This window comes from Flavobacterium amnicola, from assembly GCF_004122165.1.
GTDB classification, from domain to species: Bacteria; Bacteroidota; Bacteroidia; order Flavobacteriales; family Flavobacteriaceae; genus Flavobacterium; species Flavobacterium amnicola.
In genome coordinates this window covers 33,992-51,414 of sequence record NZ_SBKO01000003.1, presented here as the reverse complement: position 1 = coordinate 51,414, position 17,423 = coordinate 33,992, and the positions used below count along the sequence as shown (strand labels likewise).

9 protein-coding genes are annotated in these 17,423 nt (G+C 34.1%); 5 read left to right on the top strand and 4 right to left on the bottom strand.

Annotation, left to right across the window (positions count from 1 at the left end):
• Window positions 1-18: 18 nt before the first annotated feature.
• A complete protein-coding gene (locus tag EQG63_RS08480) occupies window positions 19-1,116 on the bottom strand; it encodes an HmuY family protein (protein ID WP_129435945.1) in 1,098 nt (365 codons plus the stop codon).
• Between the two features lie 12 nt (window positions 1,117-1,128).
• The gene (locus tag EQG63_RS08475) at window positions 1,129-3,243 is read right to left on the bottom strand and encodes a TonB-dependent receptor plug domain-containing protein (protein WP_129435944.1); all 2,115 of its coding nucleotides are present in this window, start codon (window positions 3,241-3,243) and stop codon (window positions 1,129-1,131) included.
• A gap of 107 nt (window positions 3,244-3,350) precedes the next feature.
• Between EQG63_RS08475 and EQG63_RS08470 the strand changes: the two genes are divergently transcribed.
• Window positions 3,351-4,253 (top strand): DUF6607 family protein, encoded by a 903-nt coding sequence (locus EQG63_RS08470; RefSeq protein WP_129435943.1) that lies wholly within the window; start codon window positions 3,351-3,353, stop codon window positions 4,251-4,253.
• 2 nt (window positions 4,254-4,255) lie between these two features.
• On the top strand, window positions 4,256-4,606 hold the full coding sequence (locus EQG63_RS08465) for a DUF6686 family protein (RefSeq protein ID WP_129435942.1): 351 nt from the start codon (window positions 4,256-4,258) through the stop codon (window positions 4,604-4,606).
• A gap of 29 nt (window positions 4,607-4,635) precedes the next feature.
• Here EQG63_RS08465 and argS read toward each other — a convergent pair whose 3' ends face one another.
• Window positions 4,636-6,414 (bottom strand): arginine--tRNA ligase, encoded by a 1,779-nt coding sequence (gene argS / locus EQG63_RS08460; protein WP_129435941.1) that lies wholly within the window; start codon window positions 6,412-6,414, stop codon window positions 4,636-4,638.
• Window positions 6,415-6,609: 195 nt separating this feature from the next.
• Between argS and EQG63_RS08455 the strand changes: the two genes are divergently transcribed.
• From EQG63_RS08455 to EQG63_RS08445, 3 genes are all read left to right on the top strand, one after another.
• Window positions 6,610-11,421, top strand: a complete 4,812-nt coding sequence (locus EQG63_RS08455; protein ID WP_129435940.1) for a T9SS type B sorting domain-containing protein — start codon at window positions 6,610-6,612, stop codon at window positions 11,419-11,421.
• Between the two features lie 213 nt (window positions 11,422-11,634).
• The gene (locus EQG63_RS08450; RefSeq protein WP_129435939.1) at window positions 11,635-14,040 is read left to right on the top strand and encodes an outer membrane beta-barrel family protein; all 2,406 of its coding nucleotides are present in this window, start codon (window positions 11,635-11,637) and stop codon (window positions 14,038-14,040) included.
• Between the two features lie 184 nt (window positions 14,041-14,224).
• The gene (locus EQG63_RS08445) at window positions 14,225-16,738 is read left to right on the top strand and encodes a TonB-dependent receptor domain-containing protein (protein WP_129435938.1); all 2,514 of its coding nucleotides are present in this window, start codon (window positions 14,225-14,227) and stop codon (window positions 16,736-16,738) included.
• A gap of 58 nt (window positions 16,739-16,796) precedes the next feature.
• Here EQG63_RS08445 and EQG63_RS08440 read toward each other — a convergent pair whose 3' ends face one another.
• On the bottom strand, window positions 16,797-17,423 hold the full coding sequence (locus EQG63_RS08440; RefSeq protein WP_129435937.1) for a peptidylprolyl isomerase: 627 nt from the start codon (window positions 17,421-17,423) through the stop codon (window positions 16,797-16,799).

Genomic DNA, 17,423 nt, shown 5'->3' with positions numbered 1-17,423 from the left:
TTAAAAATTAGTTTAAGATTATTTTAAAATTGCGTATTGAATAGTTGGATTACCTCTTACACCAGCATCATTTGTCATGGCAAGAAATTGAACTTTATAATAATTATTGGCAGCATCTTTAATCACATAAAAACGATCTGTTTTTACACTCGGTAATGTTGATGGCCCTCCACCGTTTCTCCAGTTAGAACCAATGATTCTTTGATCTGTAGCCGAAATTGTAAAATTAGCTTCGACAATATTTCCTTTTTTAAACGCATCATAGGCAAACTCAGAAGTTAAAACTTGATACACTTTTGTACCACCTTTCATGTTGGAAGTAATAAAATCGGAATAACCATAAGTTACTTCACTTCCAAAATTCACATAGTTGGTAAATGTGGTGAAACACACATCCCACTTCGTTTTTTGTGGTTCAACACTAACCGTATTTCCAGTGTTCATACTAAAAAAGGTGAAATTAAAATCAGCATCTTTTGCAATTGTTCTTTCTGTATAGGTGGCAGAATTTAAATCGGCATACTGAATTTTGTAGCCGTTACTTCCATTTCTTAAAAATCGAACTTTCTTCCAACCTCTTGAAGCACCATCAATACTCACAGAACCTGCGCTTGGAGTGGTTGTAGAGACTGCAAACCCTAGGTTTACCAAATACACTTTATTATCGGCATCAGTTGCTGAAACTTCTGCAATAGCTGTTCCAATACCTGAACCAGCACCCGCTAAAACGCCTGTTGGATTATCGCAATATCCGTTGCTTGAAGGATTAGAACCAGCACCAACAGCCACATTAGAATCTTCCGTTTGCGTAATTGACATGTCGTTGGTGGCCAATTGCTTTACCGCCATTTTTACTGCTCCGTTAATGGCAACTCTAAAATCAGCTCCAGAAGAAAATCCAAAATCCCAAGATGCTCTATTTATTGGTGTTGAAACTTCTGTACTTAAATCTAAAAATACTTGATTGGGTTGATTAGCACCTCCCACTGCTGGCTGTAAAATATCTCCATTTGAAGGCGGTGTTGGTGATTGTAATATTGGATTAATGTCTTCGTCTTTTGAGCAAGATATTAGTGCTAGTAAAGCGAAACTTAAAAATAAAATTGTCTTCTTCATGATATATAAATATTAAAAATTAAGGTTATACGTGACTTTCAAGAAATAAGAGCGACCATAAGCCAACATAATTTGGGAAGTTGTGGCATGTCCTGCGCTTTCATTTGTTTTGGTTTGATTAATGCTGGTTACATTGAGCAAGTTTCTTGCTCCAAGGGTTGTTTCTAATTTGTCTTTGAAAAATGTTTTCCGAATAGAAGCATCTAGCCAACTACTTGAATCGATATTAGAAATGATGTATTCAGAATTCCCTTCTATGAATTGTTGTGATTTACCGTTTAGTTTATAATAGGTTGATAAAGTCGTTTTTAATTTTGGAATGGTATACGAAATACTACTATTAAGATTGAACGAATACAAATATTTCTCATTGGAAGCAAAAACTAAATTTTCTATTTTTTGAGAAATTCCAATCAGTGAAGCTCCTAAATTGACGGTCCAATTGTCTCTTTTGAATTGGTTCATAGTGGAAAAATTCCACATTCGATATTTGCTGATATTGATGAATTGATATTCTCGAATTCCATCTGTATTGATGCGAATTAAAGCCATGTCAATTCGGTCATTCACATCTAAAAAACTTCCAGAAAAAGTGTTTGAAATTTGAAGATTAGATTCTAAAAAAGTTGTTTTTTTAACACTGACTTCATACGAAGTACTGGTTTCCGGAATAAGCTTTTCGTTTCCAATATACGAGTGACTATCATTAATGAATTTATAGTAGAGTTCTTCAAAAGTGGGCGTTCTAAACGAATTTCCATATGAAGTACGAAGCTCGATTCCTTTCTCAAACAAATATCGTAGCCCCAATGAGGAAGCATATTGGTTTTTAAATTTGGATTGAGCTGAAAATCGCATTCCGGGACGAATAGAGAATTTTTCGGTTGCTTTTATTTCAGAAGAAACAAAGAAATCATAGTTTTCAAGTGTTTTTGCTATGGGTACAAAATAATTATTAGCTTCTTGAACAAGTGCAAAACCTTTGTTGTTGACGATTTCGTACCCCAATTGTAAATCGATTTTTTTATCAGAAAAGAAATTACTCAAAGTCCCTGTAGAATACAAAACTTCCATCGATTGGTCTTTTACTATTTCATTATTTCCTTCCGTTCTGGTTTTTAAATAATATTTGAAATCTTCAATATTTCTAGCTTGTTTTTGATGAGAAACAGAAACATTATAATTCAGTTTGGAAAAAATCTTTCCAATGCTATTCAAATTGTGGAAATATCTATTGACACTATATCTTTTGTCTTCAGCATAGCGATAAGAACCCAATTGTGTGTTATAACCCGATTGCACCGTGCTGTTATAAAAATCTAGGTTTTCATCTAAATATTCGAATTTGTAGAAAACATTGAAATCATTTTTGCGATACGATACTAGCCCAGTGGTATTTAATTGTTCTTTCGGGAGCCATTTGAATCCGCGCATTTTATCATTCTCGTCATAGTTTTTCCCTTTTTTATCGTCTAAAAAACCTTGAAAATCAGTTCTATTTGCCCCCAAACTCACAAACCAGTTATCGGCAATAGCATGGGAAAGTTTTAGCGATTGAATATGGCGTCCTTTGTCAAAAAATTCAAACTCTTCCTTAACTGTTTCTTCTTGTGTCGTTGCTGAAATAGTCCATTTCGCAGATGAAGATTTTTTTGTTACAATATTCAAAACACCACTTACAGCATTAGCGCCATGGCTAACGCCCATTGAACCTTCCACAATTTCAATTTGGTCAATGTCGTTTAAATTTATTTGAGATAAATCGGTGTTATTTCCCAAACCTGCTTCGTTTACTAAGGGCACATTATCTACTAGAATTTTAAAATATTGCGCATCCAATCCGAATAATGAAACGGTTGATCGTCCATCTGTACCGCTTGGTCTTACTGTAATATTCAAATATTGACTCAATACATCCGATAAATTATTAGCCGCTAAATTTTGAATGTCTTTTGCTGTAATCAATCGTACATTAAAAACAGATTTTTTTATAGACTGTGGTGTAAATTGTCCCGTCACCACTACTTCACTTATTTGTTTGGTACTCGTAGAATCAATCTTTTTCTCTTGACTTATTCCTTTAAAACTTATAATAATTGTGGAAAATATAACTAGCGTATTTTTCATTGTTTAGAATCGTTCTTAATAATTTTTGACAAATATATATCTTATTTTTAATTATTCTAAATAAATATAATATATTTGCATCAGAAAAATCTTAAACAAAAAATGTTATGAAAAAAATAGCCTTTTCCCTTTTGACAACTCTTTTTATTGCAACGAGTTATGGTCAAAACAAAAAAGAAGAAGACCAAAAAGCGATTAAATCGATGTGTGGATGTTATGAAGTGCAATTCAATTTTGCCGAAACTTTTAGCTATTCTAAAGATAGTTTGTATAAAAAATCACCTGTAAAACATGACACCGCTTTAGAATGGGTGGAGCTTTTAGAAGACCAACCTAATAAAATTGTCATGCAACATTTATTAATTACAGGAAAAACAGAAGAATCTATTGTAAAACACTGGCGTCAAGATTGGTTGTTTGAAAATACAGAATTTTATAATTTCAATAAAGAGACAACTTGGAATTTTAAGAAAGTGAATTCAAAAGACGTTAAAGGGCAATGGACACAAAAAGTATATCAAGTAGATGACAGCCCGAGATATGAAGGAACGGCTACTTGGATTCACGCTGATGGAAGACATTATTGGGAAAACACAACAGATGCTCCATTACCTAGAAGAGAACATACAATACGTAATGACTATAATGTTTTACAACGAACTAATGTACATGAAATAACCAATTATGGTTGGATTCACGACCAAGATAACAGCAAAATTGTTAGAAAAGACAACGAAAAAGATGTTTTGTTGGCACAAGAAAAAGGACATGATGTGTACACCAAAGTGGCCGATTCTAAATGCAAATTAGCACAAGATTGGTGGGCAAAAAACAATACGGTTTGGAAAAAAGTCAGAGACAAATGGGAAATCGTTTTCTCAAAAAACAAAAATTTATCTCTTCATAAAACCGTAGACAAACAACCTCTTTTTATGAGTTTATTCGAGTTAAAACCAGATGATTCAAGAGAAGAAGTCAACAAAATAATTGATAGCTATATAATTAATTAGAGATGTGCTGCAATTTTACAAAACTTAAAGAAACAGAAAATGGCTTATTGTTATACATGCCCAACTGTAAAAATTATCAATTGAGTTTTAACAATTTGCATTTTTGTTTGACCGCTGTAGAGCTTCAAACTTTTAAAGAATATTTACAAAAAGTGGACATCAGCTATTGGGAAAAAGAATACGAACATTCTATTTATAGCAAGAAAATTCCAATTCCTACTTTGCAGAAAAACTTTATGATTTTAATCAATCGGTTTGAGCTTTTTGAATTACAAAGTCTGATGGATTTTAATAAAAAGAAAAATGGTTTTATTGATTATAAAGATTTTGAAGGCGATTTCAATCTAAATTAAAAAGGTCCGCTTTTAGCGGACCTTTACTTTTACATTCTCTCTGGAACATTAATTCCTAAAAGACCAAATGCATTTTTAATCGTTTGACCCACTTTATTAGCAAGTTGTACTCTAAAAACTTTTTTATTATGATCTTCTTCCCCTAAAATAGATACATTTTGATAGAAAGAGTTGAACTCTTTTACCAAATCGTAGGTGTAATTTGCGACCAAGGCTGGACTATGGTTTGTCGCCGCACTTTGAATTATTTCTGGAAATAAACTCACCTGTTTGATCAGTTCTTTTTCTTTTTCATGCATAACCTCAACCTTACTTTGTATAGAAAAATCGAAATCCGCTTTACGTAAAATCGATTGAATACGCGCATACGTGTATTGAATAAAAGGGCCTGTATTTCCGTTAAAATCGACCGATTCTTCCGGATTAAACATCATCGTTTTCTTTGGATCAACTTTAAGCATGTAATATTTTAAAGCACCCATTCCGATTGTTTTATACAATTCCGATTTTTCACTTGCTGAATATCCTTCCAATTTTCCTAATGCTGAAGAAATAGACTGTGCTGTAGCAACCATTTCTTGCATCAAATCATCCGCATCCACTACAGTTCCTTCTCGCGATTTCATTTTTCCTGAAGGCAATTCTACCATTCCGTAAGACAAATGATACAGACTTGCTGCCCAATCAAACCCTAGTTTTTTCAAAATTAAGAACAATACTTTGAAATGGTAATCTTGTTCATTTCCAACCGTATAAACCATTCCACCCACATCAGGATTGTCCTTTACACGTTGAATGGCCGTACCTATATCTTGGGTCATATATACCGCAGTACCATCGGAACGTAACACAATTTTTCGATCGAGACCGTCTTCCGTTAAATCAATCCAAACTGAACCGTCCGGATCTTTTTCGAAAATCCCTTTTTCTAGTCCAAATTGCACCACTTCTTTACCTAACAAATAGGTATCACTTTCATAATAATACGAATCGAAATCAACGCCTAGGTTTTTGTAGGTTACCCCGAATCCATCATACACCCATTGATTCATTTTTTTCCAAAGTGAAACCACTTCTTCATCTCCAGCTTCCCATTTACGAAGCATTTCTTGAGCTTCCAGAATTGACGGAGCTAATTTTTTAGCTTCCTCCTCTGTTTTACCTTGAGCCATTAAATCTTTGATTTCGGCTTTGTAGGTTTTATCAAACTCTACATAAAAATTCCCTACTAGTTTATCTCCTTTTAATCCTGCAGATTCGGGAGTTTGACCGTTTCCGAATTTTTCCCAAGCCAACATTGACTTACAAATGTGAATACCACGATCGTTAATGATCTGCGTTTTATAGGATTTTTGACCAGAAGCTTCAATGATTTGCGCTACCGAATAGCCTAATAAAATATTACGAATGTGACCTAAATGCAAAGGTTTATTCGTGTTAGGTGATGCAAATTCGACCATTATTGCCTTGCTATCTTTCGATGGCGAAACAAAACCGAAGGTTGTATCGTCTTTGATTTGATTTAAAAACTGGATATAGTAAACCTCCGAAATGACAATATTCAAAAAACCTTGCACCACGTTGAATTTAACAACCTCAGCAACATTTTCGACTAAATAATTTCCAATTTTAGTTCCAATTTCAACTGGATTGCCTTTTACAAGCTTTAACAAAGGAAAAACCACCATCGTAATATCACCTTCGAATTCCCTGCGTGTGGCTTGAAACTCTACTTTATCAAGTTGAACTTCAAACAAGTCTTGAACGGCTTGTGTAATTTTTGGCGTAAGAATTTGTACTAATGACATAATTAATGATTTTTTAAAGTGGCAAAGATACTATTTTAATAGAATTTTTAGTAAATTTATGCAAGACTACACTTTGTTGTGTTCCTTAAAAAATTTCATCCAATTTTTGATCAATTATTGAAAAAAAAAGTAATTCGTCGATAAAATTTTACTTTTTGTCGATAAAAATATATATTTGGCCCTTATGTATAGTCTATGAAAAAGATTTTATCCCTACTTACAATTTTCTTCACTTGCTTCGGTTTTTCGCAAGTAATCACAATTAATGATACTCGAACAGCAGATGATTTAGTTCGAAATGTATTGGTTAACAGTCCTTGTGCCAATGTAGCCAATGTCACTTCAAGAACGGGGACTTTTTATGGCTCCAGCAACGGAATTGGTTATTTTACCAATACAAATCCAGCTTTTCCGTTGGCTTCGGGTGTAGTACTGACTACCGGAAGTGCCATTAATTCTCCAGGACCTAATACTTCCGATTTGAGTGATGGTAGTCCAGCATGGCTTGGGGATACGAATTTAGAAACCACCTTGTTGGCATCAGGTATTTCAATGAATTCAACAAATGCTACCACATTAGAATTCGATTTTACATCGTTTTCCTCTTATTTCAACTTTCAATTTTTATTTGCTTCAGAAGAATATGGGACCTTTCAATGTCAATCACCTGATGCATTTGCTTTTTTATTGACTGATGTTGTAACAGGTACCACAACCAATTTAGCGGTTATTCCGAGTACAACTACCCCGATTTCTGTAGCGACCATACGCGATGCCTTATACAATTCCTCTTGTCCTTCGGCTAATCCAAGTTATTTTGGAAGTTTTAATGGAGGTTCTGCAGCTGCTGGTTCACCCACTAATTTTAATGGTCAAACCGTTTTAATGAATGCTGCTTCGACATTAATTCCAAACAGATTATATCATATAAAGTTAGTTATCGCCGATAATGGAGGAACGAATAATGACGTCCGTTTTGATTCTGCTTTATTTTTAGGAGAAAGTAGTTTTGTTTTCAACCAAGATGTTTTAGGACCAGATTTAACGGTAGCAAATGGTACAGCATTGTGTTCAAATGACGGCACTAATGTAAGTTATACTATAACCTCTGGATTAGATCCTTCTCAATTTACTTTTATTTGGAAAGACGTAAATGGTGTACCGATTCCAGGTGAAACAGGTCCAAATTTAACTATTAATACGCCTGGTACTTATTTGTTAACCTATTACATTGCTACCACTAATTGTGAAGTAGCCACTAATGATATCATAATTGAATATAATTCATCGATTTCAACTCCAGACCCTGTTGATCTTTATAAATGTAATAATGGTCAACCTACCTATACTTTTGATTTATCTTACAATACAGTAGTTGTCGATCCTTCAAACACCTTTACGATTAGTTATCACAACTTACAAACGGAAGCACAAAACAACACCAACCCTTTAGCGGTATCTCATATTGTGGCTACTGGAGCATTACCTAAAATGATTTGGATGCGAATTCAAGATAGTAACGGTTGTTATGTGACGAAATCCTTTAATTTGCGATTAACACCACCTCCTACTGCAACAGACCCAGGTGATATTACACGTTGTGAAACAGCCTCTGGCTCGAATTCTGCCGCTTTTGATTTGGCTGCATTATCAGCGACCATTATGGGTGGACAATCGACAAGTGTGTATACCCTAAGTTATCATTTCAGTCAATCGGACGCTGATAATGACATCAATCCGATTGATATCAGTTCTCCACTAATTACTGGAAACACCACTATTTTTATTCGAATTGAGAATAGTACGGAACCAACCTGTTTTAACACTTTACAGTCATTCAATTTAATTGTTAAACCAAGACCGGCAGTTGATTTAATTTCAGATCAATATGTTTGTGTACAGTACACATTGCCTACTCTTGTAAATGGCGGAAATTATTATTCTGGACCTAATCAAGGACTACCATTATTACCAGTAGGAACAGTAATTACCACTGATACCACGGTTTATATTTACAACGAAACAGGAGGTACTCCAAGTTGTTTTTCGCAACACAGTTTTGACATCACCATTGTTGATGTGAATGACATTACTCCGAATGATTTGTCAGTTTGTGCTGCTGCAGAATTACCAACTTATCCCATGCCAGGAACTAGATATTTTTTAGACGCTGCCTTAACACAAGAAGTATTTCCAGGTCATATTATAAATACCTTGGGAACAACTACCATTTATATTCAATTTACGTATACAGATCCAAGTTGTACCCCATATGTAGATAATTTCGATGTAACTATAATTCAAACTCCAACTATAAGTACTGTTTTTTCTACAATTTTTGATTGTACACAAGTGAATACGTTACCAGTTATTGTAACCGATGTGGGAACCGGCAATTATTATACTTATGATCTTCCAACAGATACGTACACACCACTTACTTTACCAATTACTACCACGACACATGTGTATGCTTTTGCAGAAAACAATACCTGTCGCTCTACAGTATATGATTTTATGGTGTATATCAATACACTGGGAATTCCTAATGTTGATTTATGTACTCCTCCGTATACATTAACTGCTTCTCCTTTTGGCGAATATCGTGATGCTCCTAACGGTGGCGGAAATGTTATTCCTCCAGGAGATATTAATCAAACCACTAGAATTTACACTTTTGTTCCTGGAGCTTCATGTACAGATGATGATTTTTTTGACGTAACTTTTCATCAACCTAATTTAACATCGCCACAACCTGTTACCGCTTGTGAAAGTTATTTATTACCAGTAAATCCTGAAGGAGGACGTTATTTTAGAGGACAAAATGGTCCAGGAAATGGATTGACTGAACTTTTCGCTGGAGTTGACAGTATTACAACTACTGAAACCATTTGGGTGTACAAAGAATCTACTTTGGCATTGACACCTGTTTGTTATAATGAAGTTCCGTGGACCATAACTATTAATCCAAAACCAATTATCGACCCGAGAGGAAATCCTATTGAATGTTATTCTTATACTTTAACCCCTTTAACTGTAGGTAATTATTTTGACAATCCGTATGATCCAAATAATCCAAGTGCGCAAATTCCAATTACTGATTTTGTAATCGACGCTAGTGATTTGAATGCTGAAGATGATATTCCAAACCGAAGAAAAATAATTTATATTACCGCAGTCAGCCCAAATGATCCTTTTTGCTATACTGAAGAATCATCTATAATAACATTAGACGGAATTGAAGCAGTTGATTTAGGACCAACTCAAACGCATTGTGATTTTTACGATTTACCAACGCTTCCTCCGAATAATTTTTATTATGATGCACCAGGAGGTCCTTATGGAACTGGTAATTTAATCACACTACCGAGAAGATTTACTACTTCTACACCAGTAGGTTCACCAATATATGTATTTACAGAAACAAACAACCGTAAAAATTGTATTGATGAGAATGCCTTTGATATTGTAATTAACTATACCCCTGTGCTTACCCCTGCTGTACAAAACAGTATTACAGCTTGTGACACCTATACATTAGATCCATTAACTATTGGAACCTATTATACAGGTCCAGGAAAAACAGGTTCTATAATTAATGCACCGGTTACTTATGATATAAATAATCCACCACCAGCGGTAATTTATGCTTATGCCGAAACAGCAACAACACCAAATTGTACTGTGGAAGAACAAATAAGAATTACTTTAAACAATGTGACAGAGCTTCCTGACGTCCCTCTCACTTGTGAAAGCTATACATTAGACCCAAGCGCTTTACAACCAGGTGAAAATTATTATTCTAATCCTGGTGGTGTAGGTTTATTAGCAGCTAATGCCACAATTACTGCTACACAAACTATCTACATCTATCGCAACTTTGGAACATGTACAGATGAAAGTGATTTTATCGTAAACATTGTACCTCGACCAATTGCAAATCCAGCAATTATTCCTCCAGTTTGTGATACCTATACTGGAAATGGTTCAACCAATTTCGATTGTATTTATCAATTTGATTTAACACAAGTAGAAGCAACAGTATTAGGAAGCCAAACACCTGCAACCGATTTTGCAATTAGTTATTATACCAATAGTACGGATGCAATTGCTGGAACAAATCCTATTGCCAATCCTTCAGCTTATATAAATACTAACCCGACGAATATGAGTCCGTATTTTGGAAGTATTTGGGTTCGTATTGCAAATATCACTTCAACCAATCCTTGTCCTAATTTTACCGAAGTGCAATTAAGAATTAACCCGCTACCAAATCCTCAACTTGAAGAAAAATATTTTGTTTGTAGTGTAAATCCGTCAGAAGTTATACCTACTACAATTGATACTGGATTATCCGCAGCCAATTATTCATTTCAGTGGACCTCTGCAGGAACAGGATCCACAATATTAGCTATAACACCAAGTTATACTACAAATACCGCAGGGAATTACACGGTTACAGTGAGAGATAATTCTACAGGATGTTCAAATCCAGTAACATTCGAAGTTGTAGATTATGCACCTTACATAACCATTGATTATAGTGATGCTTTTACCAACCCAACTTATATAACCGTAAATGTTTTAGGTCCAGGTTCTGGAAATTATGAATATCAATTGGATGGAGGCTTATTTCAAGATAGCAACATATTCTATAATGTGACTCCAGGAGATCATACGGCATCAGTTAGAGATAAAGATGGTCATTGTTCACCCAAACCAAAAAAAGCAACAATCATTAATTATCCAAAATATTTCACCCCTAACGGAGACAATTATCATGAAACGTGGAATATCACCGATTTGAAAACGACAAATCCAAACGCTCCAATTTTCATTTTTGATCGATTTGGAAAATTAATCCAACAAATAACGCCAAGTACAACGGGTTGGAACGGAACTTATAACGGTCAACCATTACCCGCAACCGATTATTGGTTTACCGTCGATTATAATGACAAAGGATCTAACAGAACCTTTAAAGCCCATTTTAGTCTAAAACGATAACAAAACTTTCACACTTAAAACCCTTTTAATCATAGAATTCAAGAGGGTTTTTTAATTTTATTCCCAATTCCTGTAACGTTTCTCTTCATCCGTCGTCTAGTAAGTAAGCAAAAGTAAAATGTTAAATTTTAATAAAAAATAGTACTTTGTATTGCATAGTATTATTTATTGTGTTACTTTTGACCCATCATCAATCATAAATCAATCATCAAAATGAAATTAAAAGCAATTTTAATTTGCATCTGGGCAACGTTTGCTCAACTGCAAGCACAAACTTCAGCACCCGAGAGTGCAATTGTCCTTAATCAGGGAAATATTACTGGAAAAGTAATTGACAAAAGAAACAATGAAGCATTACCCTACGCTTCGGTAACAGTAAAACAAGATGGAAAAGTAATTTCTGGTGGAATTACAAAAGACAACGGAAACTTTACTGTAGGCAACTTACCTCTAAATACACTTCAAATTGAAGTCGTATTTATGGGATATAAAAAGTATGAAACTACTATTACTTTAAATTCCGATACTAGAAGTTTAAATTTAAAAAACATTTTACTCGAAGAAGAAGCCAAAGCATTAGCAGAAATAAGTGTTGTTAAGGAAAAATCTACGATTGAACAAAAAATTGACCGCAAAGTCATTACCGTTGGGAAAGATTTAATTTCTGCAGGAGCGACTGCCGCTGATATCATGAATAATATTCCTTCAGTGAGTGTGGACCAGCAAAACAATACGGTAAGTTTGCGTGGAAATGAAAATGTTAGAATCTTTATTGATGGAAAACCTTCCAATCTTTCTGCAGCACAAGCTTTACAACAAATTCCTTCTACGTCAATCAAACAAATTGAACTGATCACTAATCCATCTGCCAAATACAATCCGGAAGGAATGAGCGGAATTATCAATATTGTATTGCATAAAAATTCCAATTTGGGTTTTAATGGAAATATAAATTCTGGGGTAAATTTTGGTATCACTCCAAAATTTAATGGTTCTATTGATTTAAATTACAGAGTAAATAAATTCAACTTTTACACTACATATTCAATGAATCATGGGAAAAGTTTTAATAATGGACTTATACATTGGGACAAATATAACAGTACAGAGGATTACGATTTAAGTTTTGATATTAATCCGTTTCAAAAAAATCACTTTACCAAATTAGGTACCGATTTTTATGTTAATGACAAAAACACTTTATCTTTTTATACGATTCAATCGTTTAATAGTCCAGTAGCAATATTTAAAAACGGCATTAATTATTACAATCCATTGACTCCAGATAATATGCAAATTCAAACCGCGACTGGAAAAGAAAAAAATCAAACATATAATTTAGCGTACAAGCACAAATTTGAAAAACCAGAAAAAACATTGGATGTTGAGTTGAATTACAACCTTACAGAAGAACCAGAAAATAGTACATTCAAAGACGGAAACAACATTTTGTTCAAAACAAACAATATCAGTAAAGATGGGGAAAACTTTATTGCCAATATTGATTTTGCCAGTCCTTTAAATGAGACTTCAAAAATTGAGCTAGGTTTAGAGAGCCGTATTGATGGGACTAGAAACAAATTTAATTTGGACGGTAATTATGATTCTGATTTTGAATTCAACAGAAACATTCAATCGGCTTATGGAAATTACAGTAGTCAAATTGGAAAATGGAATTATCAATTAGGATTGCGCTTAGAAAGTTATGATGTAAACGGAACATTCAAAAAAGTGGGTCAAAATGATGATACTTTCAAAGATTATATCTTCACTTTTTATCCTTCAGCTTTCGTAACATATTCGCCTTCTGAAAAAAATACGTTCAATTTTAATTATTCTAGAAGAGTTGACCGTCCAAACATGGAGCAAGTAAACGAAATTAGACAATGGACAGGTCTTACGGTGGAACAAATTGGAAATTCAGATTTAAAACCACAATTCACCAATTCTGTTGAAGCAAATTATACTCGAAAAGTAAAAATCGGAAGCATTACTTCTGGAGCTTTCTTTAGATATATTAAAGACGATATTTCACAAGTATTAACTACAAACCCATTTGATGCCAATAAACAATTGTTAACCTTTACCAACTTCGATCACAATTCGGAATATGGTGTAGAAGTTTCAGGAAATTTAGATTTCAACAAATGGTGGAATACGAATTTTGGAGTAGACGGTTACTTTAAAAACAACAAAGGGATTATTGAAGACCGCAATGGAAATTTAGTCGAAAAAGAAATTAATGCTACGTTGTTCAATACAAGAATGAATCACACTTTCAAAGTAACGAAAGATTTGAGACTGATTTGGTTTACAATGTACAGAGCGGGAGAAAGAAGTTTGCAATTTTCGAACGGTGACATGTGGAAAACCGATTTAGGAGCGAGAATAAATCTTTTAAGTGGTAAAGGAACGTTGAGTGTTCGTTATAACGATATCTTCAAAACGATGAAATCAACTTTTCATAGTTCTGATCCAGCAAAAATTAATGGTAGTTTCCGTTGGGAAAGCAGAACCGTAAATGTCAACTTCAGTTACCGTTTTGGAAGTGGAAAAAACAAAGCGTTAGATCGCAAGCAAAGAGAACAAAACGATTCGCAAGGTGGCGGAATGTTTTAAAAAAAAAGAGTTTGGTTACGTTTTATTGTGCAAAATCCCTCGGAGCATTCCTTCGGGGGATTTTCTTTTGCCTGTTAAACATTTCTTAAAACTGTAACATTAGGCGTTAATGAAAGTCTACTAGCTATTACCTTTGTGGCGAATTTCCACAAAATCATCAATCGCAAACAAATAAACAATTAGCATGAAATTAAAACTCTTAATTATTTGTATTCTAGCTCAGTTTGCCAGCGTACAAGCACAAAACTCTGCCCCAGTAGCATCGCTTTTAGGGAGTATTTCAGGAAAAGTAATCGAAAAGAAAACGGGAGAACCAATTCCTTATGCGACTATTTCTGTAAAAGAAGACGGCAAAATTATTTCTGGCGGAATTTCTAAAGACAATGGAAGTTTTACAGTTTCAAATTTACCATTAAAAGAACTTACTGTTGTAATTCAGTTTATGGGATTTAAAAATTACGAAAGTAAATTTACCATCTCCAACGAAAATAAAAACTACGCATTAAAAACAGTAGCTTTAGAAGAAGAAGCACAACAATTAGGCGAGGTTGCTATCGTAAAAGAACGATCGACAATCGAACAAAAAATTGACCGAAAAGTAGTGAATGTTGGTAAAGATTTAATTGCATCAGGAACAACGGCTTCTGAAATTTTAAATAATATTCCGACCTTAAGTGTCGATGCGCAAACCAAAGAAATTAGTTTACGTGGTAACAGCAATGTACGTGTGTTAATTGATGGAAAACCTTCTAATGTTGAAGTTGGACAATTATTACAACAAATTCCGTCTTCTTCGATTAAACAAGTTGAATTAATTACGAATCCTTCAGCAAAATACAACCCAGAAGGAATGAGCGGAATTATCAATATCATTTTGCACAAAAATGCGAACTCTGGTTTTAACGGAAGTGTTAACAATGGGGTGACATTTGCCAAAACACCAAAAATTAATTCTTCTTTAAACTTAAATTATAAAGTTGGAAAAGTAAACTTTTACACCAATTATGGTTACAATCACGGGATAAACGCCAATCGTGGTTTTGTCAATTCAGAAAATCCAACCAAAGAAAACGAACAATTATTTAGATTTAGAAACAGAAATAATTCACACTTGTTCAAATTAGGAATGGATTATTATATCGATGACAGCAATACGCTTTCGGTATATACCAATCAAAACGTTACACATTTGGATGGAAATAGTACAACTCATGTCAACTATTTTGACAATACTACTACGTATAACGATGACAATCCTAATGTTCCGGGAGGTATCGACTTAGGTGATCCTAGTACGTATATTCTAAGAAATAATTACGATACTTTTCAAGGTTCTGGAAACGAAAACAACAACAAAAACCAAACCTATGATTTGGCTTTCAAACACGATTTTACCAAGAAAGGTGAAAATATCGAGTTCCAAACCAATGTCTCTACTACCAATAACCAAGAAAACACAGATTATAACAACATCATCTATAATCCTTCTACATCAACGAATAATAGAGATAACATTATTGAAAACGAAACCAATTATGTTCAATTTAATATAGATTATACCAACCCTCTAACAGAAAAAACCAAATTAGAATTAGGGTATGAATCACGTTTTCAAAGTACAACCAGTGATTTTAAAAATGCAGGCTTCAATTATTTAGCGTTAAATAATTTTGATTTTAAAAGAGACATTCATGCATTTTACACGAACTATAGTAAAAAATGGGAAAAATGGAGTGCTCAGGTAGGTTTTAGAGCGGAAGTATATAATTTATCGGCCGATTTCCAAACGGTTTCTTCCATTGCAACTGAAAATGATGCAAAAAGCGTGAAAGATGAAATTTTTACCGTGTATCCTTCAGCGTTTATTAATTATACACCAAACGAAAAAAACTCCTTCAATTTAAATTATTCTCGAAGAGTAGACCGACCAAGTATTGGGCAAATCAACCCGATTCGTGAATGGACGACTCCAACCATCGAATCAAGAGGGAATCCTAGTTTAGAGCCACAGTTTACCAATTCGTTTGAAGTGAATTATACGCGTACTATTAAATTAGGTACTATAACAACCGGAGTATTTTACCGAATGATTAACGACGAAATTTCAAGAGTTACCTTCAATGATCCAAACGACATTAACCGTAGAATTTTATCTTACGATAATTTCAGAAATAATAATGCTTACGGAATTGAGGCTTCTGCTAACTTAAAACCGACAAAATGGTGGGGAACTAATATTAGTGCCGATACCTATTTTAAAACGGTAAGAGGAACAGTTCAAAACGGAATTACAGGCGTTTATGAAGACAAAGAGATTGATGTGAATTCTTTCAATGCGAGAATGAACAACACCTTTACCGCTACTAAAAAATTACGTTTTCAATTATTTGGAATGTTCAGAGGTCGTGATTTGAGTTTACAAGGCGAAAGAAAATCAATGTACAAAGCCGATATTGGTTCTACTTACAGTGTTTTAAAAGGAAAAGGAACAGTAACTTTACGTTACAATGATATTTTCAACAATATGCGTTTTGCTTTTGATGGCGAAATCCCTTACCGTCAAAATGGTGCTTTTTTCTGGGAAAGTCAATCCTTTAACGTGAGTTTTAACTACAACTTTGGTGGTGGTAAAAACAGAGCTTTACAACGTAAACAACGTGATGCCAACGAAACACAAGGTGGTGGCGGAATGTTTTAATTCTATAAATAACTACAAAAAAACCTCGAAGTGATTTCGAGGTTTTTTGTTTTTAAATCTATTTCTGTTTTATGATGTAAGCTTTTTTAATAGCATCTAACTTGGGAAATTTTTTCAAAAATTCTTTGCGATTGACGGCCAAAGAATCATAAATTTTCATGGTTTCGTTACTGTAACCCGAATACAATTTTTCTACTACTTCCATTCCTTTCATCACTTTCCCAAAAGCCGGGAATCCTCTAACTTTATTGTAATAAATGGTATCCAATCGCTTATTATCCTTCAAATTAATGAACAAGTGATTTCCGCGTGAATCAACTCCTGCCCTAGCATAACTTAACGCTCCTTTTACATTACTTGCCTTTACAATCTCGTCTTTTACTTTAAATCGGTCCCAAGTATTGATGGTTTTTGTCGAATCCATATGTCCAAACTGCACAACAAAATTAGGAACCACTCTATAAAACAAGGTATTATCGTAAAAATGATGTTTGACTTGTTGATAAAAATGGTCTGCAGCATTAGGCGATAAATCTCTAGTAATTTCCAATTCAAAATCGCCTTTTGAAGTTTCAAAACGAGTTTGATACACTTCCGGTGCTTTTTCTTGCAACCAATCGGCATGGAAAGTTGCTTGACCACAACCCATTAGGAAAAGAGAAGCTAAAACGATTGGTTTTTTCAT

Coding starts and splice junctions, on each gene's coding strand:
- EQG63_RS08480 (WP_129435945.1), bottom strand. CDS start 1,116: ATGAAGAAGACAATTTTATTTTTAAGTTTCGCTTTACTAGCACTAATA.
- EQG63_RS08475 (WP_129435944.1), bottom strand. CDS start 3,243: ATGAAAAATACGCTAGTTATATTTTCCACAATTATTATAAGTTTTAAA.
- EQG63_RS08470 (WP_129435943.1), top strand. CDS start 3,351: ATGAAAAAAATAGCCTTTTCCCTTTTGACAACTCTTTTTATTGCAACG.
- EQG63_RS08465 (WP_129435942.1), top strand. CDS start 4,256: ATGTGCTGCAATTTTACAAAACTTAAAGAAACAGAAAATGGCTTATTG.
- argS (WP_129435941.1), bottom strand. CDS start 6,414: ATGTCATTAGTACAAATTCTTACGCCAAAAATTACACAAGCCGTTCAA.
- EQG63_RS08455 (WP_129435940.1), top strand. CDS start 6,610: ATGAAAAAGATTTTATCCCTACTTACAATTTTCTTCACTTGCTTCGGT.
- EQG63_RS08450 (WP_129435939.1), top strand. CDS start 11,635: ATGAAATTAAAAGCAATTTTAATTTGCATCTGGGCAACGTTTGCTCAA.
- EQG63_RS08445 (WP_129435938.1), top strand. CDS start 14,225: ATGAAATTAAAACTCTTAATTATTTGTATTCTAGCTCAGTTTGCCAGC.
- EQG63_RS08440 (WP_129435937.1), bottom strand. CDS start 17,423: ATGAAAAAACCAATCGTTTTAGCTTCTCTTTTCCTAATGGGTTGTGGT.